Source organism: Paenarthrobacter ilicis, assembly GCF_016907545.1.
GTDB lineage: Bacteria > Actinomycetota > Actinomycetes > Actinomycetales > Micrococcaceae > Arthrobacter > Arthrobacter ilicis.
In genome coordinates this window covers 3,594,385-3,619,783 of record NZ_JAFBCD010000001.1, presented here as the reverse complement: position 1 = coordinate 3,619,783, position 25,399 = coordinate 3,594,385, and the positions used below count along the sequence as shown (strand labels likewise).

Sequence of the window (25,399 nt, the reverse complement as noted above, 5' to 3'; positions counted from 1 at the left end):
TGCAATGAAACTGAGTACGACGACGACACTTCGGGGGCGGAGCGGTGGCACTTTGGTGTCTGCCGGTCCGGGAGGCACCACCCCTGATTCCGTGGAAGCCGGCAGGGGAGCCGGCTCCCGTGGAACAGCGGACAAGCGCACTGCAGCCACGCGCAGCGCTTGGCTGTTGGTGGCCGTCGTCGTACTCGCAGCAGTATCTGCCGCATCCTTGGCGATCGGCGCACGCGGACTTCCCCTCGCCACGGTGTGGGAAGCACTCACCAACTTCAACGCTGCGGACGGCAACCATGCTGTGGTCATTGCCCGGATTCCCCGCACGGTCCTGGGCCTTCTGGCCGGCGCCGCGCTGGGCCTCGCAGGTGCGGCCATGCAAGGCGTGGCCCGCAACCCGTTGGCGGATCCAGGCATTCTTGGCCTCAACGCCGGTGCGGCACTGGCCGTCGTCATCGGGATCTACGTCTTCGGCATTGGCTCCCTGACCGGCTACATCTGGTTCGCCTTCGTCGGAGCCGCAGTGGCCGCCGTCGTGGTGTACGCCATTGCCTCCCGAGGGCGGGACGGTGCCACTCCGGTCAAACTTGCGCTTGCGGGAGCGGCCCTCAGCGCCGGTCTTTTCTCCCTTTTGAACGTCATCCTTGTGTCCAGCCAGGACACTTTTGACCGCTTCCGCTTCTGGCAAGTGGGCAGCATCGGCGGCCGCGACTGGTCCGTGCTTCTTCCCGCACTTCCATTCCTGGCAACGGGTGCAGTGATCATCCTGGCTGGCGGCCGTGTCCTCAACAGCCTGGCGCTGGGGGACGATATTGCTCGCGGACTTGGCCAGAACGTTGGCTTGTCCCGCGGAGTGACCGCCTTGGGTATCGTCCTGCTGTGTGGTTCGGCCACGGCGTTGGCTGGCCCCATCGGTTTCCTCGGCTTGGTCATTCCGCATGCTGTCCGCTTCCTGACCGGCCCGGATTACCGCTGGATCCTGCCGTTTTCCATGGTCTCAGCACCCATCCTGCTGATCAGCGCGGACATCATTGGCCGCGTGATCCTGCTCCCGGGAGAGGTCCCCGCTGGAATCATGACTGCCCTGGTTGGCGCGCCGGTGTTTATCTGGCTCATCCGTCGTGGAAAGGGGGCCGGACTGTGATCACCACCAAAACCGCCCCCGTGGTGGAACTCAATGACAATGTTTCCGCCAAACGCCCTCGCCCTTTGGCGCTTGGGCGCGTACTGAGCCCCACCTTCTGGCTCGGATTCGCCCTCCTGGCCATGTTTGCCGTGTACGTCCTCCTGGGCAGTTACACCGTGACCATCCCGGATTTCTTCACCATCGTAATCAACCACCTGACCGTCGGGGAGAAAATCCCCGGTGCCAGCTTCATCGTCATGGAACACAAACTGCCCCGGGCGGTGGTGGGCACCATGATCGGCGTTGCCTTCGGCTTGGCCGGTGCGCTGTTCCAAACAATGCTCCGCAACCCCTTGGCGAGTCCGGACATTATCGGAATCAGCTACGGTGCCAGCGCTGCCGCAGTGACGGCAATCGTGATTTTTGGCGCTTCAGGTGCCGTGGTTTCGGGGGCTGCGTTGGGCGGCGCCTTGGGTGTTGCCGCTATTATCTACGCGATCTCCCGCGGATCAGGGGCAGGCGCCGGCGGAGGAAGCCGCGGCAACGCTGCCGGCAACCGGCTCATCCTTGCCGGGGTCGGAATCGCCGCGGCCCTTCACGCGGTGGTCAACTTCCTCATGACCCGCGCCGATATCCGCACCGCTGCGGATGCCCTGATCTGGCTCAACGGTTCCCTCAATTCGTCCACGTGGGACCGCGCAGGTGTGCTGCTGGTTTCCCTGCTGGTCCTGATACCTGCCGTCATTGCCCTCGCGGGACCGTTGCGCATCCTCGAATTGGGGGATGACACCGCCGCGGGACTCGGTATCAAGGTCAACGCAGCCAGGCTGGGCCTGGTCCTGACCGCCGTCGCGCTGGCTGCGGTGGCAACGGCCGCTGCTGGTCCGGTAGCGTTTGTCGCTTTCCTTGCCGGGCCCATATCCCGGCGGATTGTGCGCAAACCGAGCCTCCCGGCGTCGGCCCTCACCGGCGCACTGATAGTGCTCCTGGCTGATTTCTTCGCATCCAACATCGCACCCGTCATCCTTGACGGGACCGTCCTCCCTGTCGGCGTCGTCACCGGCGCACTGGGTGCTCCCTTCCTGCTGTGGCTGCTGGTCACGTCAAACCGAAAGGAGGCCTGACATGGCCGTCCTTAATGCCCAGGACCTGACGCTGCAATACGAGCAGCGCAAAGTGGTGGAGGGCCTGTCCACCGAAATCCCCGAAGGCAAAGTGACCATGATCGTGGGCGCCAACGCCTGCGGAAAGTCCACTTTGCTCCGCGGCCTGTCACGCCTATTGAAGCCCGCCGGTGGCACCGTCACGTTGGACGGCAAGGATATCCACAGCCGCCCTGCCAAGGAACTTGCCCGTACCCTCGGCCTGCTGCCCCAGCACCCCACCGCCCCGGACGGCATCACCGTCCGCGACCTGGTGGGCCGGGGCCGGTACCCGCACCAGGGCTTCTTCCGGAGCTGGAGCGAGTCCGACGACGCCGCGGTGCAGCGTGCGCTGGACGCCACGGACACGCTGGAGCTCGCTGAGCGGGACATCGATGAACTCTCCGGCGGGCAGCGCCAGCGCGTGTGGATCGCCATGGCCCTGGCCCAGGAAACCGATGTGCTGCTGCTGGACGAGCCCACCACCTACCTGGACCTGGCGCACCAGGTTGAGGTCCTGGACCTGATCACCGACCTCAACCGCAGCCGCGGCACCACCGTGGCGATCGTGCTGCACGATCTCAACCTTGCTGCGCGCTACGCGGACCACGTCATCGCCATGAAGGGCGGGCGCATCGTGGCCGAAGGTGCTGCCACGGCAGTGGTCACGGAGGAACTCGTGTTCAACGTTTTCGGCTTGGAATCACGGGTGGTCCCGGATCCCATTTCAGGCACACCGCTGATCGTCCCCATCGGACGCCACCACGCACGTACCGCTTCAACCAACGAACTGGAGATCGCATCATGAGTGCACAACCGACCCAGGCCAAAGCAAGCGCCGCAGTGGAACCCATGACCCTCGCCTTCGATGTCACCGTGACCGCGGTGCAGGAGCTCAGTCCCAACTTCCGCAGGATTACTTTCGGCGGCTACTGCCTGCGCGATTTCGGAGTGGCCGGTGACACCCTGGACCTGCGCGTGAAGCTGATGATTCCTTCCATCGACGACGCCGGCCGGATCATCCCCCTGCCTGTCTTCACCATGGAGGAGGCCGGCTGGTACCAGGAGTGGCTTGCCATGGACCCGGCCGTCCGCGGCAGCATGCGTACCTACACCGTGCGGTCCGAACGCCTGGATGCCGTGTACCCGGAAATCGACGTTGACTTCGTGATGCACTTCGACGACGCCGGTAATGGTGGACCTGCAGCCAATTGGGCCGCCGCCGCCAAGCCCGGCGATGCCCTCACCATCATTGGGCCCAACAACCGGGCTGCCCAGTGCACCACCGCCGGAGCTTACGGCGGCATCGAGTGGCGGCCGGGCCTGGCGCAGCGCATTCTCCTTGCGGGCGACGAAACTGCCGTTCCCGCCATCAGCGCCATCCTGGAGAGCCTGCCTGCGGACATGACCGGGCACGCATTCCTGGAAGTACCCTCAGCTGCTGATTTCCAGGACATCTCCACCGCTGCAGACATCCAGATCACATGGCTGGCGCGTGGGGCTGCCATTGGCCGCTCCCGCCCGCACGGTGAGCTGCTCAAAGAGGCTGTTGCAAAGGCCGTTCCAGTTCCCGGCTGGGTTGGACTCAAGGGCGCAGGATCAGCGGCGGGTCCCGAGCCCGAGGACGTCAACGTGGATCAGGACATCCTGTGGGAAACCCCGCAACGCATGGACGCAGCAGCCATCGAGGCCACCAAGAACCCCACGCTGCCTGCCGGCGCGTTGCCCTTCTACGCCTGGATCGCCGGTGAAGCATTCGTGATCAAGGAAATGCGTCGCTACTTGGTGCGGGACGTGGGAATCGACCGCAAGCAGGTTGCCTTCATGGGTTACTGGCGCAAGGGCAAAGCCGAGGGCTAACCCGTCCCTCTCTCACATCCCTACCGCTTTCTCCCATCGCTCTCTCACTTCCTGCTCCCCGTTCACCTTCCTTTTGCCCCGATGTAACTTCCCAGGGCTAGCGTGGCGGGGTGGGTGCTGGGGAGAACGGTCGACGGCGGTATGTCGCCTTGGGGGACTCTTTCACCGAGGGCGTCGGGGACCCCAGCCCTGTGTTGCCCAACGGGGTGCGCGGCTGGGCCGACAGGGTTGCCGAGAAACTGGCTAAAGCAGAGCCGGGGTGGGAGTACGCCAACCTGGCAGTCCGCAGCAAGAGGCTCCGGCACATCATCGATGAACAGCTGGCGCCGGCACTGGCCATGCGGCCAACGCTCATCACGCTCTACGCCGGCGGCAACGACATCCTGGATTTCGGCACGGACATGGATGCCCTGCTCACCGACTACGAACTCCTTGTGGCACAGCTCAGTGCCACCGGGGCAACGCTGGTGTTGTTTACCGGGTTCGACGTCAAGGTCTCAGCTGTCCTGGAACCCTTCAAGAAGCGCAACACCCTCTACAACCAGCGGGTCCGGGATATTGCGGCAAAGTACGGTGCGGTACTGGTGGATTACTGGTGCTTCGATGCCTACAAGGACAAACGGATGTGGGCCCCTGACCGCCTTCACATGTCCAAAGCCGGGCATAAATACCTGGCCGCACAGGTCCTGAACCACTTGAATGTGCCCCACAAGATCAAGCCCAAGGAATGGGAGCCACCATCGCGCCTGACGCTCCGGGAGTGGGAGCGGGCCCAACGCCGCTGGGTCAACGACTGGGTGGTGCCGTTGTTTGGGCGGAAACTGCGGGGAGTGACTTTGGGTGATTCCACCCGGGCCCGCTGGCCGGAGCCGGTCACTGTGCCACGCAAAGGCGGTTTAAGGAAGCTGGTGGAAAGGAGCGCGCGGGATGTGAGAGAGCGTCCGGCGGGGGATGGCGGGATGTGAGAGAGCGTCCGGGGTGGGCTCAGCTGTCCAGCAGGTTCTCGTATCCCTCAGCCACGCTGGTGGCATTGAACTCAATGATCTCGAACTCCGCCACACCATTGGCGTAAAAGGGATCCTCAGCCAGTGATGCGTCCAAAGTGGGCCGATCCACCTTGGAGAGCAGGACGCCGCCAGTGGCTGGAACGCGACGCCCGGACGCCAGGAAGATGCCGGCGTCGAACGCTTCCTTAAGCCAGGCCATATGGCCGGCGCGGTGGAAATCGACGATTTCGTCGGGAACCTTATAGGTCAGCGAAACAACGAACATGCGCACAGCCTATCCGGTGGCATCGACAGGGGCCTTGTTATGCGGTTGATTCTCATAAGATGGATTCATGACTCAACCCCGCTGGCTCAATGCCGACGAACGCCGTGCCTGGCTGGCTTTGCTGAGCATCAACACTTTGCTGCCCTCGGCGTTGGATACGCAGCTGCAGTCGGTGGGAAAGCTCTCGCTGTTCGACTACAACGTGCTGGCGATGCTGTCCGAAACCGATGGGCGCTACCTGCCCATGAGTGAGCTCGCTGCACGGACCAGCGCCTCGCTGTCACGGCTTTCGCACGTAGTCACCAAGCTGCAAAAGCGCGGGTGGGTGGAGCGGCAGACGCATCCCGGCGACGCCCGTGTCACGGTGGCGCACCTGACCGATGCCGGCATGGCAACCATCGTGGAGCTGGCGCCGGCGCACGTGGAATCCGTCCGCGCGCTGATGCTGGATTCTTTGACCCCGGACGACGTCGCCGACCTCGCCCGGATCGGTGAGAAGATCGTTGCCCGCCTGGACAACAACCACTGGATCCTCCGCGACTCCTGATGCGCCTGCGCTTTGTAGGTCCCGGCTTTCTGGTGGCAAACTGGCGGCATGGATTTTTCTGCCCGTTATGTGGCCCTGGGAGACTCGTTCACTGAAGGCGTGGGGGACCAGGACTCCGCCCGCCCCAACGGTGTCCGCGGGTGGGCAGACGTCGTTGCCCAACAACTGGCCCGCAGCAATCCGGGATTCGGCTACGCCAACCTGGCCATCCGTGGCCGGAAGCTGCGCCAGATCATGGCCGAGCAGGTGGATGCCGCCGTCGCAATGAATCCCACCCTGGTAACGCTCTACGCGGGTGCCAACGACATCCTGCGGCCCAAGATCGACATCGACTCGCTGTTGGCGGAGTACGACGCCGGGGTGTCGCGTTTGAGCGCGACCGGTGCCACGGTGGTCCTCTTCACGGGCTTTGATGCAAAGGGCTCCAAAGTCTTCAATGCCATGCGCGGACGGACCGCCATCTACAACGAGCTGGTGCGCGAAATCGCGGACAACCACGGTGCGTTGCTGGTGGACTACTGGCGTTTTGATGAATACGACGATTGGCGGATGTGGGACGAGGACAGGATGCACATGTCCTCTGCCGGGCACGTCAACATGGCCAAGCGGGTCCTGGATGTCCTGGAACACGAGCACGCGGTGGAGGTGCCGGAACTGGCCCCGATCCGTTTGGCCAACCGGGTGGAAACGCTGAAAGCCAACGCGCGCTGGGTGAAGGAATCGGCCGCGCCGTGGGTAGCCCGACGCCTCCGGGGAGTGTCCTCCGGTGATGGACTCAGCCCCAAGTACGCGGAACTGATCAAGCCCTTCTAGGTGCGGAAGCCTTAGGCGCGGAAGCCCGGTGTGGCCAGCAACGACCCGTCACGATGGACCGCCAAGACATCCACACCCCAGCGCTCCACGGCGTGATCCAACGCCCGGGTGCCGCCAGCAACAATTGCCGTTGCCAGCACGTCCGCTGTGACGATCTCCGTCGCCGCGACCGATACCTGGATGAATTCCGGGCGATCCGAGCCGGCTGTCCAGATATGCTCTCCGCGCTCGGCGGACCCCGAGGTAGCAAGGGCCCTGTTGGCCGCCAGCGGGTAGGCGCCCAGCAGTGACTGACGGTCCCCGGGGTCCACGATGCCGGCCAACCAAGGATCTCCTGCCGCATCTGCCGCAGGGGATCCGCTGACCAGGACGTCCCCGCCGGCATTCACGCACCAATCCTGAAGCCCCAAGGCCCGGAGGGACAGCTCAGCTTCCCGGACTGCATGCGCTTTGACGATTCCCGAAAGATCGAGCCTGCCGTCGGGGCGCTCTGCCGTGAAAGCCCCATCCGTGGCCAATCGCCATTCCGAAGCCTCTGCGTACAGATCCCGGAGGGACTCGGACGCATAAGCCAGGGCCAGCTCGCCGCTGTTGACCTTGTTTGCTTCGGACCCGGACCGGTAGAGGCTGAACGTCAGGTCGAGGTTGGCAAAGATCCCTTCGAGGACCTCGACGGCGGACTCCAGCTCGTCCACGGCAGTATCAGGTGCGGAGGTGCTCGCCACCGTCAGGCTCACCACGGTGCCCATGCTGTGGAAGGTCCGCGCACGGAGCTGCGGGCGGCTAGAAGTTTGCTGCATCGAGGGCCGCCTGGAGGGAGGTGAGGTAGGCGTCGCTGGTGATGGTTGCGCCACCCACCGTCTGGACGGTGGCCGATTGTGCCTGGAGAACTTCAGACCGCAATACGGGGGCCGCACGGCTGCTGATCTGGGCGGACTTTCGTTCCGCGTCGGTCAGCTGCAGTGGGGTGATCTCGGTGATTTTGCCGGCTTGGATGGTGACCCGGACCTGAACTGAACCGTAGCGGGTCTGGACGGTGGAGCCGTCGTACGTTGCCGCCGTCGTACTTCCCGTCCCTGTGCCGCTGCTGCCCGTACTGCCGGAGCTGCCTGAGCCGGTAGACCCGCTCCCGCTGGACCCGCTGCTGCTTGTCCCGGAACTTCCGCTGGCTGCCGAACCGGAGCCGCCGCTGGTTGTGTTGCTGCTGAGGCTGGTGGTGATCGCCGTGCCCGTCTCGGCCACATGCGAACCCGATTGCCACCCCGCCAGCAGGATGCCTGCCGATGCCAAGGCTGTTGCCAAAGCTGCCCGTATTCTCACCAGTCGAACCTTTCGTAGTGGAGTTGCTGTGCGGGGACGCCGGCCAGTTCGACGTCCCGGAGGACGGACGCCGCCCACGGGGATGGCCCGCAGACATAGACATCGGCGTCCGCGATGCCTTGAACATAGGAGTGGAGTCCAAAACCGGCCTGGACCGCGTCGTGGGGAAGCCAGGCGTGATCGCCCTGGGAACGTGGCCCCAGGAGGTGGAACAGGGTGACTCCCCGTGCCTGGCAGAGGGCCATGATCTCCTGGCCAAGGAACAACTCCGAGTCTTGATGGCCACGGAGAAGCACGGTTGCTTCGCCGGGCTGGAACGGTGTTGTTTCGAGCAACGAGCGCAGGGGAGTAATCCCAATGCCGGCACCGATCATCACCACCTTGTTCCGGGTCCTGGCGGCCGTGCTGAACATGCCGTAAGGTCCTTCGATTGCCACTTTGGTGCCGGGCCTGATGTGCGCCAGCTTGGCCGTGCCTTCGCCAAGGGTGCGCACGGTGATGCGGAGTTTGCCGGGCTGATTGCCCCTCCCTGGAATGGGCTCTGCCGACAGGCTGAACGGATGGGGCTGCCACCAATGCCCGGGGGCCAGGAACCTCCAGAAGAAGAACCGGCCGCCGGCCCCGGACAAACGCTCCAGATTCCTCCCCGCCATCTCGATGCTGAAGACATCCGCCGAAACACGGACCACCCTGCTCACCGTGAGCTGGTGCTTGAAACTGGCGGCAATGGGTTGGCAGATCCGGAACCAAAGGAGGGCCGCGCCGGTTCCCACACAGAGCAGCAACCAGTACCAGCGCTGCCACGTGCCCTCCGCAAACAGGCCGCCAACGCTGAATTGATGCGGGATGGCAGTCCCCACTGCGGCGTAGGTGAGCAGGTGGACTGCGTACCAGAATTCATAGGGGAACTTGCGCCGGACTGCCACCAGGGACGTCACCACCACGGCAATGAACAGGACCATGGAGACGAAAGCCAGCCACATGTCCGGAACATTCACCCACAACGAGATTGATTCACTGACAGGATCCAGTCCTTCCGCGGCGCCGTACCCGATAGCCAGGAGGATGCCGTGGGCAAGCAGAAGGTAAAGCGCCGGCTTGCCCAACCATTTGTGGACTTCCAAGGCGCGGTCATGGCCGATCGTGTTGTCGATGAACGGGATCCGGGCCGCCAGGAGCAGCATCAGCAGGACTACGTCCATGCCGATCAGCCCTGCAATGATTCCCAGCGCCGTCATGGTTCCGGCGAACGAGGAGAACCCGCTGATACCGCCATCGGCCAGCCACAGCGCCACCGCCGCCACGGGTGACAACCACGCAAGGAAACCCAGGATGTCGGTCCGGGCCAGCCGCCGTCGTGCCTGTAAGTGGAAACGTTCGACGGCGGCGGGCCGCCTGCGTTTGGCCCCTTCCGGAGCGCTTTTCACCGGGGAGCCGGAGTTAAGTAGCGAGGTCATGAATCAAGACTCGCCATGATTCCTTTCATTCTGCTGTGAAAGGGCTGGCGGGGGCTTATGATTCCTGATTGGTCTTAATTTGGCCTGGCCCGTAGAATGGTTAGGCGCTAGGTAGTGCGGATCGTGTGCAATTGCTCCGGTTGGTGGTGAAGGTCAGTCTGACTGACGTCCCGTTGGCCGGTAGTTAGGGGCTCAAGTTGCGTGCATTCCTGTATTCGCCCGGTATCCCAGGTTTTGATCCAGTGGTTTCCACTGCCCGGACCTGAGGCCAACCCTCTTCGCCGCAGTTGCTGCGGAAACTACCGAAATGGTTTGGAACGGACGCGGACGCTGCCTGTCGCACGGTAACGCAGGAACATCTGCACGCCGTTACATTCAATCTTTGGAGGAGAGTCATGGCAGCACACTGCCAAGTGACCGGAGCCGAGCCGGGCTTTGGACACAGCATTTCGCACTCGCACCGTCGCAACAAGCGTCGGTTCGATCCGAACATTCAGAAGAAGCGCTACTGGGTTCCGTCCCTGCGCCGTAATGTCACGCTGACCCTGTCAGCACGTGGCATCAAGACCATCGACGTACGCGGCATCGACTCAGTCGTTGCTGACATCCTGGCACGAGGAGTAAAGCTCTAATGGCAAAGGACAAGGACGTACGTCCGATCATCAAGCTGAAGTCCACTGCGGGCACCGGTTACACCTACGTAACCCGCAAGAACCGTCGTAACGATCCTGACCGCCTGGTCTTGAAGAAGTACGACCCCAAGATCCGCCAGCACGTCGAATTCCGAGAGGAGCGCTAAACACATGGCAAAGAAGTCCAAGATTGCTCGCAACGAGCAGCGCAAGGTCATTGTTGAGCGTTACGCTGCCAAGCGTCTCGAACTGAAGAAGACCCTGGTTGACCCCAACGCGACTGACGAAGCACGCGAAGCTGCACGCCTCGGCCTGCAAAAGCTGCCCCGCAACGCCTCCCCGATCCGTCTGCGTAACCGCGACCAGATCGACGGCCGTCCCCGTGGCACGCTCCAGAAGTTCGGTATCTCCCGTGTTCGCTTCCGCGACATGGCTCACCGCGGTGAGCTTCCGGGCATCACCAAGTCTTCCTGGTAATCACGAAGTCCTGAAAGGGCCGGCAACCGTTACGGTTGCCGGCCTTTTTTGCGTTTAACCCCACCCCCCTTTGCGTTCCTCTCTCACTTCCCGTCGGGGTTTCGGGGGTTGCTCTCTCACGTCCTGTCGGGTTTCGACGGCGGCGGGTTGGGTGGTGTGATGGGCTTCACCTTGACTGGTTTTGGGTTGTTTTTGGTGGTTTGGGGGTTTTGGCCTGTGTTTGCGGGGGGTGGGGCTGGGTGTTGGGGGCGATTTGTGTGCGGGGTCGTTGGCGTGTAATGTCTTCTGAGTCGCCGCGAGTGAGACAGCCTGGAGCTGGAAGCCGCGGAGGCCAACCCCCTTCTAAACAGCCTGAAATATGGTGCGCTTCCGGGTGCGCCGTGGTCGGGTGGGGCCGATTGATTGCCTGGTGAACGCGGAAACGCTGATTTGCTTGGGGCTGGTTGATCGGGTAAGTTTGAAAAGTTGCTCCGGAGCGATCTTGGACCCTGTTGGGTGTGGGTGGTGCCGGTTAGTGTCTGTTGTTTGAGAACTCAATAGTGTGCCAAGTTTGTTGATACCGATTGTTTTATTGATTGGTTGAAATTATGGCTGGATCATTGCGCACCCCCGTGTGTGGTGGTCTGGTTTTCAGCTGGTTTCGAATTTTGTGCAGCCGCGTTTTGCCGTTATTTCCGGTGGGTGTGGTTGTGTCTGTTATTTTTCAACGGAGAGTTTGATCCTGGCTCAGGATGAACGCTGGCGGCGTGCTTAACACATGCAAGTCGAACGATGATCCCAGCTTGCTGGGGGATTAGTGGCGAACGGGTGAGTAACACGTGAGTAACCTGCCCTTGACTCTGGGATAAGCCTGGGAAACTGGGTCTAATACCGGATACGACCATCTGGCGCATGTCATGGTGGTGGAAAGCTTTTGTGGTTTTGGATGGACTCGCGGCCTATCAGCTTGTTGGTGGGGTAATGGCCTACCAAGGCGACGACGGGTAGCCGGCCTGAGAGGGTGACCGGCCACACTGGGACTGAGACACGGCCCAGACTCCTACGGGAGGCAGCAGTGGGGAATATTGCACAATGGGCGCAAGCCTGATGCAGCGACGCCGCGTGAGGGATGACGGCCTTCGGGTTGTAAACCTCTTTCAGTAGGGAAGAAGCCGTAAGGTGACGGTACCTGCAGAAGAAGCGCCGGCTAACTACGTGCCAGCAGCCGCGGTAATACGTAGGGCGCAAGCGTTATCCGGAATTATTGGGCGTAAAGAGCTCGTAGGCGGTTTGTCGCGTCTGCTGTGAAAGACCGGGGCTCAACTCCGGTTCTGCAGTGGGTACGGGCAGACTAGAGTGCAGTAGGGGAGACTGGAATTCCTGGTGTAGCGGTGAAATGCGCAGATATCAGGAGGAACACCGATGGCGAAGGCAGGTCTCTGGGCTGTAACTGACGCTGAGGAGCGAAAGCATGGGGAGCGAACAGGATTAGATACCCTGGTAGTCCATGCCGTAAACGTTGGGCACTAGGTGTGGGGGACATTCCACGTTTTCCGCGCCGTAGCTAACGCATTAAGTGCCCCGCCTGGGGAGTACGGCCGCAAGGCTAAAACTCAAAGGAATTGACGGGGGCCCGCACAAGCGGCGGAGCATGCGGATTAATTCGATGCAACGCGAAGAACCTTACCAAGGCTTGACATGAACCGGTAATACCTGGAAACAGGTGCCCCGCTTGCGGTCGGTTTACAGGTGGTGCATGGTTGTCGTCAGCTCGTGTCGTGAGATGTTGGGTTAAGTCCCGCAACGAGCGCAACCCTCGTTCTATGTTGCCAGCGGTTCGGCCGGGGACTCATAGGAGACTGCCGGGGTCAACTCGGAGGAAGGTGGGGACGACGTCAAATCATCATGCCCCTTATGTCTTGGGCTTCACGCATGCTACAATGGCCGGTACAAAGGGTTGCGATACTGTGAGGTGGAGCTAATCCCAAAAAGCCGGTCTCAGTTCGGATTGGGGTCTGCAACTCGACCCCATGAAGTCGGAGTCGCTAGTAATCGCAGATCAGCAACGCTGCGGTGAATACGTTCCCGGGCCTTGTACACACCGCCCGTCAAGTCACGAAAGTTGGTAACACCCGAAGCCGGTGGCCTAACCCTTGTGGGGGGAGCCGTCGAAGGTGGGACCGGCGATTGGGACTAAGTCGTAACAAGGTAGCCGTACCGGAAGGTGCGGCTGGATCACCTCCTTTCTAAGGAGCTGCTAGCAACTGGTTGCTGTGCCTGTATGGGTGTGGTGGTGGTTGTCAGTGTTGCCCATTGCGCAGGCGTCTGTTCTGCGGTGGGTGCTCATGGGTGGAATATCAACGAATCATTTTTTTGGCATGGTCTTCTGTGCTGTGTCCTGGTGTGAGTACGGCAACGTGCGTCTTCCTTTGTGGGGGGTGTGGTGTTGTTGGGAAAGCGTTCCGGGGTGTGGTGTGTGGGGGTTGTGTTTGGCGCACTGTTGGGGTTCTGAGGCAACAGGACCTTGTGCAGCAATGCATGGGACGGTTGTTTCTGTGTTTCCTGCTTCTGGTTCTGTTCTTGCACGTGTGTGTGGGGGTGGTCTGGTTGATGGGGTTGTTGTTTGAGAACTACATAGTGGACGCGAGCATCTAAGAACACACATGCCTGTGGTGTGGGTGTTCTTATACAGCAATTTCTTATGAATGAACCCTGGGCCCAAGTGGCTCGTGGTTCTCTCGAGTAAGTTTTTGATCTTTGTGTGGTCAAGTTTTTAAGGGCACACGGTGGATGCCTTGGCATTAGGAGCCGAAGAAGGACGTAGGAATCTGCGATAAGCCTGGGGGAGTTGATAACCGAGCGTTGATCCCAGGATGTCCGAATGGGGAAACCCCGCACAACGCTGCAAGGTGATTGTGTGACCCGCATCTGAACACATAGGGTGCGTGGGGGGAACGCGGGGAAGTGAAACATCTCAGTACCCGCAGGAAGAGAAAACAATAGTGATTCCGTTAGTAGTGGCGAGCGAACGCGGATCAGGCTAAACCGTTTCATGTGTGATAGCCGGCGGGCGTTGCATGGGCGGGGTTGTGGGACTTTCCGTTCTGGTTCTGCCGGACCAGTGAGGTGATGTGCGTGCATAGGTGAACGGTCTTGAAAGGCCGGCCAGAGAGGGTGTGAGCCCCGTAACCGTAATGTTGTGTGCAGCCTGGAGAGTATCCCAAGTAGCACGGGGCCCGAGAAATCCCGTGCGAATCTGTCAGGACCACCTGATAAGCCTAAATACTTCCTAATGACCGATAGCGGACCAGTACCGTGAGGGAAAGGTGAAAAGTACCCCGGGAGGGGAGTGAAACAGTACCTGAAACCGTGTGCTTACAATCCGTCGGAGCAGTCTTGGTTACTGTGACGGCGTGCCTTTTGAAGAATGAGCCTGCGAGTTAGTGTTACGTCGCGAGGTTAACCCGTGTGGGGTAGCCGTAGCGAAAGCGAGTCTGAATAGGGCGAGTGTAGTGGCGTGATCTAGACCCGAAGCGGAGTGATCTACCCATGGCCAGGTTGAAGCGACGGTAAGACGTCGTGGAGGACCGAACCCACTTCAGTTGAAAATGGAGGGGATGAGCTGTGGGTAGGGGTGAAAGGCCAATCAAACTCCGTGATAGCTGGTTCTCCCCGAAATGCATTTAGGTGCAGCGTTGCGTGTTTCTTGCCGGAGGTAGAGCTACTGGATGGCCGATGGGCCCTACAAGGTTACTGACGTCAGCCAAACTCCGAATGCCGGTAAGTCAGAGCGCAGCAGTGAGACTGTGGGGGATAAGCTTCATAGTCGAGAGGGAAACAGCCCAGACCACCAACTAAGGCCCCTAAGCGTGTGCTAAGTGGGAAAGGATGTGGAGTTGCGAAGACAACCAGGAGGTTGGCTTAGAAGCAGCCATCCTTGAAAGAGTGCGTAATAGCTCACTGGTCAAGTGATTCCGCGCCGACAATGTAGCGGGGCTCAAGTACACCGCCGAAGTTGTGGATTTCACACAGTACCCTAGCCTTCGTGGTTCAGGGGTGTGGAGTGGTAGGGGAGCGTCGTGTGGGCAGTGAAGTCGCGGTGGAAACCAGCGGTGGAGCCTACACGAGTGAGAATGCAGGCATGAGTAGCGAAAGACGGGTGAGAAACCCGTCCGCCGAATGATCAAGGGTTCCAGGGTCAAGCTAATCTGCCCTGGGTAAGTCGGGACCTAAGGCGAGGCCGACAGGCGTAGTCGATGGACAACGGGTTGATATTCCCGTACCGGCGAAGAACCGCCCATGCCAAGCGGGGGATACTAACCGCCCGGAGCCTGCCCTAGCACCCTTGTGGTGTGTGGGTTTTGGCCGAGCGCGGGACCTGATCCCGGGAGGTAAGCGTATTAACAGGTGTGACGCAGGAAGGTAGCCGGGCCGGGCGATGGTTGCCCCGGTCTAAGGATGTAGGGTCAGGGATAGGCAAATCCGTTCCTGTGTGCTTCGAGCACGATCCTGAGATCTGATGGGACTCCCGTAAGGGGGGATCCGGTGATCCTATGCTGCCGAGAAAAGCATCGACGCGAGGTTCTAGCTGCCCGTACCCCAAACCGACACAGGTGATCAGGTAGAGAATACCAAGGCGATCGAGAGAATTATGGTTAAGGAACTCGGCAAAATGCCCCCGTAACTTCGGGAGAAGGGGGGCCTGCCCCGTGATACAGACTTGCTCTGTGGAGCGGGTGTGGGCCGCAGAGACCAGGGGGAAGCGACTGTTTACTAAAAACACAGGTCCGTGCGAAGTCGCAAGACGATGTATACGGACTGACTCCTGCCCGGTGCTGGAAGGTTAAGAGGACCGGTTAGCCCTTACGGGCGAAGCTGAGAATTTAAGCCCCAGTAAACGGCGGTGGTAACTATAACCATCCTAAGGTAGCGAAATTCCTTGTCGGGTAAGTTCCGACCTGCACGAATGGAGTAACGACTTCCCCGCTGTCTCAACCATAAACTCGGCGAAATTGCAGTACGAGTAAAGATGCTCGTTACGCGCAGCAGGACGGAAAGACCCCGAGACCTTTACTATAGTTTGGTATTGGTGTTCGGAGTGGCTTGTGTAGGATAGGTGGGAGACGTTGAAACCCGGACGCCAGTTCGGGTGGAGTCATCGTTGAAATACCACTCTGGTCACTTTGGACATCTAACTTCGGCCCGTGATCCGGGTCAGGGACAGTGCCTGATGGGTAGTTTAACTGGGGCGGTTGCCTCCTAAAAAGTAACGGAGGCGCCCAAAGGTTCCCTCAGCCTGGTTGGCAATCAGGTGTCGAGTGTAAGTGCACAAGGGAGCTTGACTGTGAGAGAGACATCTCAAGCAGGGACGAAAGTCGGGACTAGTGATCCGGCGGTACATTGTGGAATGGCCGTCGCTCAACGGATAAAAGGTACCTCGGGGATAACAGGCTGATCTTGCCCAAGAGTCCATATCGACGGCATGGTTTGGCACCTCGATGTCGGCTCGTCGCATCCTGGGGCTGGAGTAGGTCCCAAGGGTTGGGCTGTTCGCCCATTAAAGCGGTACGCGAGCTGGGTTTAGAACGTCGTGAGACAGTTCGGTCCCTATCCGCTGCGCGCGCAGGAAATTTGAGAAGGGCTGTCCTTAGTACGAGAGGACCGGGACGGACGAACCTCTGGTGTGTCAGTTGTACTGCCAAGTGCATCGCTGATTAGCTACGTTCGGATGGGATAACCGCTGAAAGCATCTAAGCGGGAAGCTCGCTTCAAGATGAGATTTCCATACACAATTTGTGTGAGAGGCCCCCAGCCAGACCACTGGGTTGATAGGCCGGATGTGGAAGCGAGGACTAAAGACTCGTGAAGCTGACCGGTACTAATAGGCCAACAACTTACACCACACACAAAAAAACACTGCACGCGTCCACTATGTGGTTCCCGAACAACAACCGTTCCAGGAACCAACAACAACTACATAACAACCAAGCACCACAGTTGTAACCAAAGATTTCCCACCCACCCCCACCACCACGGGGGCGGGACGGGTAACAGAGTTACGGCGGTCATAGCGTGGGGGAAACGCCCGGTCCCATTCCGAACCCGGAAGCTAAGACCCACAGCGCCGATGGTACTGCACCCGGGAGGGTGTGGGAGAGTAGGACACCGCCGGACAACCATTCACGAGAAGGCCCCGAACCACCCGGTTCGGGGCCTTCCGTATTTAACCTCCAAAAACCAACCATCACGCCGAGACAGACACCTCCCCGAGCATCTTCAGGTAGTAATCAACGCTGCCGAGGTCCACCACACCGCTTCCGGCCGCTCGTTCTCCCTCGGCCGGCTCCAGCGCGGCCAATGCCCTGTGGATGAGGGAGGGCTCGCCCACTTCGCAGGCTGCCTGGGCAACGATGCACCAGGTGGCCTCGAGCAAGAGATCACGTGGGGGATCCGGAAGGTGCCGAAGAGCTTCGGCCGCCTCGCTACGAGCTCCCGCCCTCACCAGAAAAAGGGGCCGAACCCAGCGTTCATATGGGCCAAAGTTACCGTCGCTCAGCTGAGCACCATGCGGTTCAACACCACCCAGGTCAGCCTCCTGGCGTAATTGGCGGCCGAGCGTGGCCAACGCCGCGATTCCGTCAGCGAAGCCCGGCATCTCTGTCGGTAAGGGAGGAAGCTGGGTGCCGGCAAGGAAAGTCCACCGGAACCAGTGGGTGAACACGCTGGCCAACGGTCTCTGGTGCCTTAAGGCCAGCCGGTCTACTGCATCCGCTTCTGTACTGGCCGAGTTGATGTCATTCATGGCGCACAATGCCTGCATACGAATCAGCCGCCCGTTGATCTCAAAGGTGGGCGAGTCGGCGTCGAAAGCGGCTGCTATCAGCTGTTGGCCAATATCCGCGCGTTGGGCTGCAAGCCCGGCCACGGCGAACGTTTGCATGAACCGGGCGCTGAGGGCAAAGCAGAGCAGCTGCGCGTCTCCCAATCGTCCAGCAATTGACTCCGCTTCACAGGCCTCCAGCTGGCGACCGCCTGTTCCTCGGGACTCCATGGCTATGGTTGCCAGAAGGCGGGCACGGCTTCGGTCGCTGAGTCCTGGGTTGGCGGCCAGCGCTTCCTCCGCAGCTGCTATGACAACGCCGGCCGCAGCCGAATCATCCGTGCGGGTCCATATTCCAGGTACGTCGTAGCCTCCGATTATTCGGACGTTGAGTTCAGGATCGCCAAGGTCTGCAGCGGCTTGAATGGCTGCAAGGCGTTGGGTGCGGGCTGTCTGAAGGTTGCCGGCAACGGCCAAACTGCCCAACACTGCGTTCGAGGCCTCCAACTGAACTCTGGTGCCGCTCCGTGAGTAGGCGGCGGCAGTGATGGCCAGACCGGGGGTTTCGAAGCGATACAACTCCGCATCCCCGCGAAGAATCCGGCTCTCCAGGTCAACGAGACCAGGACTGGGGTCCAGCCCGAGTTCGTTGACAAGCTGAAGGCGTGCCCTCCGAAGGGCAGCCAGCGCATCGCCTTGGCGTCGGGCCCCATGCAGGGCCAGCGCCAGCAAACGCCACCCTTCTTCACGCCAGGGACTCTCCTCCACGTGTGCTTCGAGCATGGCCACTGCGTCCGTTGGACGGCCACAGTCCAGCCGCGCTTCCGCGCATCGTTCGACGGCGGTCTTACGCAGCTCTGTTAGTCGCTTCACCTCAGGGACAGCCCACGGCCGTTCGACAAATTCTTCAAAGACGCCATGCCAGTTCTTAAGGGCTTTGGACAATCGGGAGTCCACCTCCTCAGGAGATGTTCCGACTGCCGCGGCCACCGCGGCTTCGAAGGCCCAAGCGTCCACCGCCTCGGCATTGAGCCGTAGTGCGTATCCGTCACCGACGGTGAGGAGGATTTTGGGCGGTGTCCGGGGAGGCCTGTGCGGTTCGAGGATACGGCGAAGCTCGCCGATGAAGGTCCTGAGTACTCCCACGGCTCCTTCTGTGGGGCTGTCATCCCATAACTCTTCAATCAGCGATGCCGTGGAAATAGCCCGGCCCCGCTGTGCCACAAGAATCCCGATGATTTCCCTATGCCTTCGCTTGGTGGGTTCCCGCGACTCTCCGTCAGCGATTACTGAGATGGGGCCGAGGACTCGGATGTGGAGGTTGCTCACAGGTCAATCGTATTCAGGAGGTGCGACACCCTTGGTTGACAGCCGGACCGTATGGCGCCGGCTGATTGAGGGCTGATTCGGTAGCGGGAGAGTGGACTGACCACCAACGAATGGAGACTCCATGGCTTTGACCTTGCTGCCCGACGCCACATACCACCGCGTGCCCGTAGCACCCGATATCCACCTGAACGTAGCGGTGGCAGGCAGTGGACCCGCCGTCGTACTTTTGCATGGTTTTCCGCAGACGCATCTCATGTGGAGGCACGTGGCCGATGATTTGGCGAAGGACCACACGGTTATCTGCCCTGACCTTCGCGGGTACGGAGCGAGTGACAAGCCCGCGGAAGAAGACGAGGCGACGTACTCAAAGCGGACCATGGCTGCCGACGTCGTCACGGCCGCCCGATTTCTTGGTCATGAACAGTTCGCCTTGGCCGGTCATGACAGGGGTGCCCTTGTGGCTGTTCGCGCTGGCTTGGATCATCCTAAGACCGTGACGCACCTTCTCGCCTTGGAAGTGCTCCCGACGTTGGATATGTGGGAGATACTCCGCGGTGCGGACGCCAAAGTGGCTTGGCATCTATACCTGATGGCCCAAGCGGCCGGGATTCCGGAGCCCATGATCGAAGCGACGGCTGACTCGTTCTTCGCGTCGTTCCTGGACGGCTGGACGAATAATCCGGAAGCCATTTCTGCGGACTATCGACAGGAGTACCTGCGGGCATCGCGCGAAGCAGTGTGGTCGATCGTCGCGGACTACCGGGCCTCTGCAGGAATCGACATCACGCGTGATCGCGCGGATAGGAACGCGGGACGCACGCTGGCCATGCCAGTCGCTGTAATGCAGCAGGATTGGGGCACGGCGTTGGGCTACGACGCGGCTTCACTTTGGGGCGCATGGGCGCCGGCACTCGAACACATGACACTGGATATAGGTCACTTCATGGCTGAGGAAAATCCTGTGGCGGTGATTGCGGCGATGCGGGAGTTGATGGACCGCTAAGAAGCAGGGTTCGACGGCGGGGTGGCGGGGGTTGGGGGTGGATTTGCGTTGGGGGTTGGGGGCGTGTATTGTTTTCTGAGTCGCCGGGTGCGAAACGGAAAGCCGGAAGGTGTGTACGGTTCGGTAGGCGGCCAAAAATAACTCTTCTTTTCCAATGGCCCTGTTGTGGTGCGCTGCTTTGTGTGGTGTTTCCTGGGGTGATGTTTTGGGGGGTCTGTTGTTTGAGAACTCAATAGTGTGCCAAGTTTGTTGATACCGATTGTTTTATTGATTGGTTGAAATTATGGCTGGATCATTGCGCACCCCCGTGTGTGGTGGTCTGGTTTTCAGCTGGTTTCGAATTTTGTGCAGCCGCGTTTTGCCGTTATTTCCGGTGGGTGTGGTTGTGTCTGTTATTTTTCAACGGAGAGTTTGATCCTGGCTCAGGATGAACGCTGGCGGCGTGCTTAACACATGCAAGTCGAACGATGATCCCAGCTTGCTGGGGGATTAGTGGCGAACGGGTGAGTAACACGTGAGTAACCTGCCCTTGACTCTGGGATAAGCCTGGGAAACTGGGTCTAATACCGGATACGACCATCTGGCGCATGTCATGGTGGTGGAAAGCTTTTGTGGTTTTGGATGGACTCGCGGCCTATCAGCTTGTTGGTGGGGTAATGGCCTACCAAGGCGACGACGGGTAGCCGGCCTGAGAGGGTGACCGGCCACACTGGGACTGAGACACGGCCCAGACTCCTACGGGAGGCAGCAGTGGGGAATATTGCACAATGGGCGCAAGCCTGATGCAGCGACGCCGCGTGAGGGATGACGGCCTTCGGGTTGTAAACCTCTTTCAGTAGGGAAGAAGCCGTAAGGTGACGGTACCTGCAGAAGAAGCGCCGGCTAACTACGTGCCAGCAGCCGCGGTAATACGTAGGGCGCAAGCGTTATCCGGAATTATTGGGCGTAAAGAGCTCGTAGGCGGTTTGTCGCGTCTGCTGTGAAAGACCGGGGCTCAACTCCGGTTCTGCAGTGGGTACGGGCAGACTAGAGTGCAGTAGGGGAGACTGGAATTCCTGGTGTAGCGGTGAAATGCGCAGATATCAGGAGGAACACCGATGGCGAAGGCAGGTCTCTGGGCTGTAACTGACGCTGAGGAGCGAAAGCATGGGGAGCGAACAGGATTAGATACCCTGGTAGTCCATGCCGTAAACGTTGGGCACTAGGTGTGGGGGACATTCCACGTTTTCCGCGCCGTAGCTAACGCATTAAGTGCCCCGCCTGGGGAGTACGGCCGCAAGGCTAAAACTCAAAGGAATTGACGGGGGCCCGCACAAGCGGCGGAGCATGCGGATTAATTCGATGCAACGCGAAGAACCTTACCAAGGCTTGACATGAACCGGTAATACCTGGAAACAGGTGCCCCGCTTGCGGTCGGTTTACAGGTGGTGCATGGTTGTCGTCAGCTCGTGTCGTGAGATGTTGGGTTAAGTCCCGCAACGAGCGCAACCCTCGTTCTATGTTGCCAGCGGTTCGGCCGGGGACTCATAGGAGACTGCCGGGGTCAACTCGGAGGAAGGTGGGGACGACGTCAAATCATCATGCCCCTTATGTCTTGGGCTTCACGCATGCTACAATGGCCGGTACAAAGGGTTGCGATACTGTGAGGTGGAGCTAATCCCAAAAAGCCGGTCTCAGTTCGGATTGGGGTCTGCAACTCGACCCCATGAAGTCGGAGTCGCTAGTAATCGCAGATCAGCAACGCTGCGGTGAATACGTTCCCGGGCCTTGTACACACCGCCCGTCAAGTCACGAAAGTTGGTAACACCCGAAGCCGGTGGCCTAACCCTTGTGGGGGGAGCCGTCGAAGGTGGGACCGGCGATTGGGACTAAGTCGTAACAAGGTAGCCGTACCGGAAGGTGCGGCTGGATCACCTCCTTTCTAAGGAGCTGCTAGCAACTGGTTGCTGTGCCTGTATGGGTGTGGTGGTGGTTGTCAGTGTTGCCCATTGCGCAGGCGTCTGTTCTGCGGTGGGTGCTCATGGGTGGAATATCAACGAATCATTTTTTTTGGCATGGTCTTCTGTGCTGTGTCCTGGTGTGAGTACGGCAACGTGCGTCTTCCTTTGTGGGGGGTGTGGTGTTGTTGGGAAAGCGTTCCGGGGTGTGGTGTGTGGGGGTTGTGTTTGGCGCACTGTTGGGGTTCTGAGGCAACAGGACCTTGTGCAGCAATGCATGGGACGGTTGTTTCTGTGTTTCCTGCTTCTGGTTCTGTTCTTGCACGTGTGTGTGGGGGTGGTCTGGTTGATGGGGTTGTTGTTTGAGAACTACATAGTGGACGCGAGCATCTAAGAACACACATGCCTGTGGTGTGGGTGTTCTTATACAGCAATTTCTTATGAATGAACCCTGGGCCCAAGTGGCTCGTGGTTCTCTCGAGTAAGTTTTTGATCTTTGTGTGGTCAAGTTTTTAAGGGCACACGGTGGATGCCTTGGCATTAGGAGCCGAAGAAGGACGTAGGAATCTGCGATAAGCCTGGGGGAGTTGATAACCGAGCGTTGATCCCAGGATGTCCGAATGGGGAAACCCCGCACAACGCTGCAAGGTGATTGTGTGACCCGCATCTGAACACATAGGGTGCGTGGGGGGAACGCGGGGAAGTGAAACATCTCAGTACCCGCAGGAAGAGAAAACAATAGTGATTCCGTTAGTAGTGGCGAGCGAACGCGGATCAGGCTAAACCGTTTCATGTGTGATAGCCGGCGGGCGTTGCATGGGCGGGGTTGTGGGACTTTCCGTTCTGGTTCTGCCGGACCAGTGAGGTGATGTGCGTGCATAGGTGAACGGTCTTGAAAGGCCGGCCAGAGAGGGTGTGAGCCCCGTAACCGTAATGTTGTGTGCAGCCTGGAGAGTATCCCAAGTAGCACGGGGCCCGAGAAATCCCGTGCGAATCTGTCAGGACCACCTGATAAGCCTAAATACTTCCTAATGACCGATAGCGGACCAGTACCGTGAGGGAAAGGTGAAAAGTACCCCGGGAGGGGAGTGAAACAGTACCTGAAACCGTGTGCTTACAATCCGTCGGAGCAGTCTTGGTTACTGTGACGGCGTGCCTTTTGAAGAATGAGCCTGCGAGTTAGTGTTACGTCGCGAGGTTAACCCGTGTGGGGTAGCCGTAGCGAAAGCGAGTCTGAATAGGGCGAGTGTAGTGGCGTGATCTAGACCCGAAGCGGAGTGATCTACCCATGGCCAGGTTGAAGCGACGGTAAGACGTCGTGGAGGACCGAACCCACTTCAGTTGAAAATGGAGGGGATGAGCTGTGGGTAGGGGTGAAAGGCCAATCAAACTCCGTGATAGCTGGTTCTCCCCGAAATGCATTTAGGTGCAGCGTTGCGTGTTTCTTGCCGGAGGTAGAGCTACTGGATGGCCGATGGGCCCTACAAGGTTACTGACGTCAGCCAAACTCCGAATGCCGGTAAGTCAGAGCGCAGCAGTGAGACTGTGGGGGATAAGCTTCATAGTCGAGAGGGAAACAGCCCAGACCACCAACTAAGGCCCCTAAGCGTGTGCTAAGTGGGAAAGGATGTGGAGTTGCGAAGACAACCAGGAGGTTGGCTTAGAAGCAGCCATCCTTGAAAGAGTGCGTAATAGCTCACTGGTCAAGTGATTCCGCGCCGACAATGTAGCGGGGCTCAAGTACACCGCCGAAGTTGTGGATTTCACACAGTACCCTAGCCTTCGTGGTTCAGGGGTGTGGAGTGGTAGGGGAGCGTCGTGTGGGCAGTGAAGTCGCGGTGGAAACCAGCGGTGGAGCCTACACGAGTGAGAATGCAGGCATGAGTAGCGAAAGACGGGTGAGAAACCCGTCCGCCGAATGATCAAGGGTTCCAGGGTCAAGCTAATCTGCCCTGGGTAAGTCGGGACCTAAGGCGAGGCCGACAGGCGTAGTCGATGGACAACGGGTTGATATTCCCGTACCGGCGAAGAACCGCCCATGCCAAGCGGGGGATACTAACCGCCCGGAGCCTGCCCTAGCACCCTTGTGGTGTGTGGGTTTTGGCCGAGCGCGGGACCTGATCCCGGGAGGTAAGCGTATTAACAGGTGTGACGCAGGAAGGTAGCCGGGCCGGGCGATGGTTGCCCCGGTCTAAGGATGTAGGGTCAGGGATAGGCAAATCCGTTCCTGTGTGCTTCGAGCACGATCCTGAGATCTGATGGGACTCCCGTAAGGGGGGATCCGGTGATCCTATGCTGCCGAGAAAAGCATCGACGCGAGGTTCTAGCTGCCCGTACCCCAAACCGACACAGGTGATCAGGTAGAGAATACCAAGGCGATCGAGAGAATTATGGTTAAGGAACTCGGCAAAATGCCCCCGTAACTTCGGGAGAAGGGGGGCCTGCCCCGTGATACAGACTTGCTCTGTGGAGCGGGTGTGGGCCGCAGAGACCAGGGGGAAGCGACTGTTTACTAAAAACACAGGTCCGTGCGAAGTCGCAAGACGATGTATACGGACTGACTCCTGCCCGGTGCTGGAAGGTTAAGAGGACCGGTTAGCCCTTACGGGCGAAGCTGAGAATTTAAGCCCCAGTAAACGGCGGTGGTAACTATAACCATCCTAAGGTAGCGAAATTCCTTGTCGGGTAAGTTCCGACCTGCACGAATGGAGTAACGACTTCCCCGCTGTCTCAACCATAAACTCGGCGAAATTGCAGTACGAGTAAAGATGCTCGTTACGCGCAGCAGGACGGAAAGACCCCGAGACCTTTACTATAGTTTGGTATTGGTGTTCGGAGTGGCTTGTGTAGGATAGGTGGGAGACGTTGAAACCCGGACGCCAGTTCGGGTGGAGTCATCGTTGAAATACCACTCTGGTCACTTTGGACATCTAACTTCGGCCCGTGATCCGGGTCAGGGACAGTGCCTGATGGGTAGTTTAACTGGGGCGGTTGCCTCCTAAAAAGTAACGGAGGCGCCCAAAGGTTCCCTCAGCCTGGTTGGCAATCAGGTGTCGAGTGTAAGTGCACAAGGGAGCTTGACTGTGAGAGAGACATCTCAAGCAGGGACGAAAGTCGGGACTAGTGATCCGGCGGTACATTGTGGAATGGCCGTCGCTCAACGGATAAAAGGTACCTCGGGGATAACAGGCTGATCTTGCCCAAGAGTCCATATCGACGGCATGGTTTGGCACCTCGATGTCGGCTCGTCGCATCCTGGGGCTGGAGTAGGTCCCAAGGGTTGGGCTGTTCGCCCATTAAAGCGGTACGCGAGCTGGGTTTAGAACGTCGTGAGACAGTTCGGTCCCTATCCGCTGCGCGCGCAGGAAATTTGAGAAGGGCTGTCCTTAGTACGAGAGGACCGGGACGGACGAACCTCTGGTGTGTCAGTTGTACTGCCAAGTGCATCGCTGATTAGCTACGTTCGGATGGGATAACCGCTGAAAGCATCTAAGCGGGAAGCTCGCTTCAAGATGAGATTTCCATACACAATTTGTGTGAGAGGCCCCCAGCCAGACCACTGGGTTGATAGGCCGGATGTGGAAGCGAGGACTAAAGACTCGTGAAGCTGACCGGTACTAATAGGCCAACAACTTACACCACACACAAAAAAACACTGCACGCGTCCACTATGTGGTTCCCGAACAACAACCGT

Annotated in this window: 16 protein-coding genes and 5 rRNA genes; 16 read left to right on the top strand and 5 right to left on the bottom strand. The window is 59.6% G+C overall.

What is annotated here, in order from left to right; translation table 11 throughout:
- The first annotated feature begins 4 nt into the window (after positions 1 to 4).
- From JOE60_RS16515 to JOE60_RS16495, 5 genes are all read left to right on the top strand, one after another.
- On the top strand, positions 5 to 1,135 hold the full coding sequence (locus JOE60_RS16515; protein ID WP_167268826.1) for a FecCD family ABC transporter permease: 1,131 nt from the start codon (positions 5 to 7) through the stop codon (positions 1,133 to 1,135).
- On the top strand, positions 1,135 to 2,241 hold the full coding sequence (locus tag JOE60_RS16510) for a FecCD family ABC transporter permease (protein WP_420851417.1): 1,107 nt from the start codon (positions 1,135 to 1,137) through the stop codon (positions 2,239 to 2,241). Before JOE60_RS16515 ends, JOE60_RS16510 begins: the two co-directional genes overlap by 1 nt.
- Position 2,242: 1 nt before the next feature.
- Positions 2,243 to 3,067, top strand: a complete 825-nt coding sequence (locus JOE60_RS16505; protein WP_167268829.1) for an ABC transporter ATP-binding protein — start codon at positions 2,243 to 2,245, stop codon at positions 3,065 to 3,067.
- Positions 3,064 to 4,119 (top strand): siderophore-interacting protein, encoded by a 1,056-nt coding sequence (locus JOE60_RS16500; protein WP_167268832.1) that lies wholly within the window; start codon positions 3,064 to 3,066, stop codon positions 4,117 to 4,119. Before JOE60_RS16505 ends, JOE60_RS16500 begins: the two co-directional genes overlap by 4 nt.
- A 110-nt stretch (positions 4,120 to 4,229) precedes the next feature.
- Positions 4,230 to 5,084: a GDSL-type esterase/lipase family protein gene (locus tag JOE60_RS16495; protein ID WP_167268835.1), complete on the top strand. Its 855-nt coding sequence runs from the start codon at positions 4,230 to 4,232 to the stop codon at positions 5,082 to 5,084.
- A 19-nt stretch (positions 5,085 to 5,103) separates the two neighbouring features.
- Here JOE60_RS16495 and JOE60_RS16490 read toward each other — a convergent pair whose 3' ends face one another.
- On the bottom strand, positions 5,104 to 5,391 hold the full coding sequence (locus JOE60_RS16490) for a YciI family protein (protein WP_167268837.1): 288 nt from the start codon (positions 5,389 to 5,391) through the stop codon (positions 5,104 to 5,106).
- 67 nt (positions 5,392 to 5,458) lie between these two features.
- On the opposite strand from JOE60_RS16490, the gene JOE60_RS16485 reads away from it, so the two are divergent.
- A complete protein-coding gene (locus JOE60_RS16485; protein WP_167268839.1) occupies positions 5,459 to 5,938 on the top strand; it encodes a MarR family winged helix-turn-helix transcriptional regulator in 480 nt (159 codons plus the stop codon).
- Between the two features lie 48 nt (positions 5,939 to 5,986).
- A complete protein-coding gene (locus JOE60_RS16480; protein ID WP_167268842.1) occupies positions 5,987 to 6,751 on the top strand; it encodes an SGNH/GDSL hydrolase family protein in 765 nt (254 codons plus the stop codon).
- 11 nt (positions 6,752 to 6,762) lie between these two features.
- On the opposite strand, the gene JOE60_RS16475 is transcribed toward JOE60_RS16480, so the two are convergent.
- Genes JOE60_RS16475 through JOE60_RS16465 form a run of 3 tightly spaced genes read right to left on the bottom strand, consistent with a single transcriptional unit; the run spans position 6,763 to position 9,528 of the window.
- The gene (locus tag JOE60_RS16475) at positions 6,763 to 7,551 is read right to left on the bottom strand and encodes an FAD:protein FMN transferase (RefSeq protein WP_239528893.1); all 789 of its coding nucleotides are present in this window, start codon (positions 7,549 to 7,551) and stop codon (positions 6,763 to 6,765) included.
- Positions 7,535 to 8,071: an FMN-binding protein gene (locus tag JOE60_RS16470; protein WP_167268845.1), complete on the bottom strand. Its 537-nt coding sequence runs from the start codon at positions 8,069 to 8,071 to the stop codon at positions 7,535 to 7,537. Before JOE60_RS16470 ends, JOE60_RS16475 begins: the two co-directional genes overlap by 17 nt.
- Positions 8,068 to 9,528, bottom strand: coding sequence for a ferredoxin reductase family protein (locus tag JOE60_RS16465; RefSeq protein ID WP_167268847.1), 1,461 nt, complete (start codon positions 9,526 to 9,528; stop codon positions 8,068 to 8,070). The genes JOE60_RS16470 and JOE60_RS16465 overlap by 4 nt, the downstream gene beginning before the upstream one ends.
- Positions 9,529 to 9,923: 395 nt before the next feature.
- Here JOE60_RS16465 and rpmB point away from each other — a divergent pair, with 395 nt between their 5' ends.
- From rpmB to rrf, 6 genes are all read left to right on the top strand, one after another.
- Positions 9,924 to 10,160 carry a 50S ribosomal protein L28 gene (gene rpmB, locus JOE60_RS16460; RefSeq protein WP_011776361.1) on the top strand — a complete coding sequence of 79 codons (237 nt, stop codon included), beginning with the start codon at positions 9,924 to 9,926 and terminating at the stop codon, positions 10,158 to 10,160.
- Positions 10,160 to 10,327, top strand: coding sequence for a 50S ribosomal protein L33 (rpmG, locus tag JOE60_RS16455; protein WP_003798558.1), 168 nt, complete (start codon positions 10,160 to 10,162; stop codon positions 10,325 to 10,327). The genes rpmB and rpmG overlap by 1 nt, the downstream gene beginning before the upstream one ends.
- Before the next feature lie 4 nt (positions 10,328 to 10,331).
- The gene (gene rpsN, locus JOE60_RS16450) at positions 10,332 to 10,637 is read left to right on the top strand and encodes a 30S ribosomal protein S14 (protein ID WP_011776360.1); all 306 of its coding nucleotides are present in this window, start codon (positions 10,332 to 10,334) and stop codon (positions 10,635 to 10,637) included.
- Positions 10,638 to 11,340: 703 nt separating this feature from the next.
- A 16S ribosomal RNA gene (locus tag JOE60_RS16445) occupies positions 11,341 to 12,862 on the top strand.
- Between the two features lie 517 nt (positions 12,863 to 13,379).
- Positions 13,380 to 16,519 (top strand): 23S ribosomal RNA (locus JOE60_RS16440).
- 154 nt (positions 16,520 to 16,673) lie between these two features.
- Positions 16,674 to 16,790, top strand: a 5S ribosomal RNA gene (gene rrf / locus JOE60_RS16435).
- Together the 16S, 23S and 5S rRNA genes form the textbook arrangement of a ribosomal RNA operon.
- A gap of 70 nt (positions 16,791 to 16,860) precedes the next feature.
- On the opposite strand, the gene JOE60_RS16430 is transcribed toward rrf, so the two are convergent.
- Positions 16,861 to 18,765 carry a BTAD domain-containing putative transcriptional regulator gene (locus JOE60_RS16430; protein ID WP_167269718.1) on the bottom strand — a complete coding sequence of 635 codons (1,905 nt, stop codon included), beginning with the start codon at positions 18,763 to 18,765 and terminating at the stop codon, positions 16,861 to 16,863.
- Positions 18,766 to 18,886: 121 nt separating this feature from the next.
- Between JOE60_RS16430 and JOE60_RS16425 the strand changes: the two genes are divergently transcribed.
- The 3 genes from JOE60_RS16425 (at position 18,887) to JOE60_RS16415 (ending at position 25,347) form a co-directional block, all read left to right on the top strand.
- Positions 18,887 to 19,768: an alpha/beta fold hydrolase gene (locus JOE60_RS16425; RefSeq protein ID WP_167269716.1), complete on the top strand. Its 882-nt coding sequence runs from the start codon at positions 18,887 to 18,889 to the stop codon at positions 19,766 to 19,768.
- Positions 19,769 to 20,167: 399 nt separating this feature from the next.
- Positions 20,168 to 21,689 (top strand): 16S ribosomal RNA (locus JOE60_RS16420).
- A gap of 518 nt (positions 21,690 to 22,207) precedes the next feature.
- Positions 22,208 to 25,347, top strand: a 23S ribosomal RNA gene (locus tag JOE60_RS16415).
- Positions 25,348 to 25,399 lie beyond the last annotated feature (52 nt).

Excerpts from the sequence above, each read along its gene's own strand:
- JOE60_RS16500 (WP_167268832.1), top strand. The coding sequence starts at position 3,064 with ATGAGTGCACAACCGACCCAGGCCAAAGCAAGCGCCGCAGTGGAACCC.
- JOE60_RS16475 (WP_239528893.1), bottom strand. The coding sequence starts at position 7,551 with ATGCAGCAAACTTCTAGCCGCCCGCAGCTCCGTGCGCGGACCTTCCAC.
- JOE60_RS16425 (WP_167269716.1), top strand. The coding sequence starts at position 18,887 with ATGGCTTTGACCTTGCTGCCCGACGCCACATACCACCGCGTGCCCGTA.
- rpmB (WP_011776361.1), top strand. The coding sequence starts at position 9,924 with ATGGCAGCACACTGCCAAGTGACCGGAGCCGAGCCGGGCTTTGGACAC.
- JOE60_RS16505 (WP_167268829.1), top strand. The coding sequence starts at position 2,243 with ATGGCCGTCCTTAATGCCCAGGACCTGACGCTGCAATACGAGCAGCGC.
- rpsN (WP_011776360.1), top strand. The coding sequence starts at position 10,332 with ATGGCAAAGAAGTCCAAGATTGCTCGCAACGAGCAGCGCAAGGTCATT.
- rpmG (WP_003798558.1), top strand. The coding sequence starts at position 10,160 with ATGGCAAAGGACAAGGACGTACGTCCGATCATCAAGCTGAAGTCCACT.
- JOE60_RS16490 (WP_167268837.1), bottom strand. The coding sequence starts at position 5,391 with ATGTTCGTTGTTTCGCTGACCTATAAGGTTCCCGACGAAATCGTCGAT.
- JOE60_RS16480 (WP_167268842.1), top strand. The coding sequence starts at position 5,987 with ATGGATTTTTCTGCCCGTTATGTGGCCCTGGGAGACTCGTTCACTGAA.
- JOE60_RS16465 (WP_167268847.1), bottom strand. The coding sequence starts at position 9,528 with ATGACCTCGCTACTTAACTCCGGCTCCCCGGTGAAAAGCGCTCCGGAA.
- JOE60_RS16515 (WP_167268826.1), top strand. The coding sequence starts at position 5 with ATGAAACTGAGTACGACGACGACACTTCGGGGGCGGAGCGGTGGCACT.
- JOE60_RS16485 (WP_167268839.1), top strand. The coding sequence starts at position 5,459 with ATGACTCAACCCCGCTGGCTCAATGCCGACGAACGCCGTGCCTGGCTG.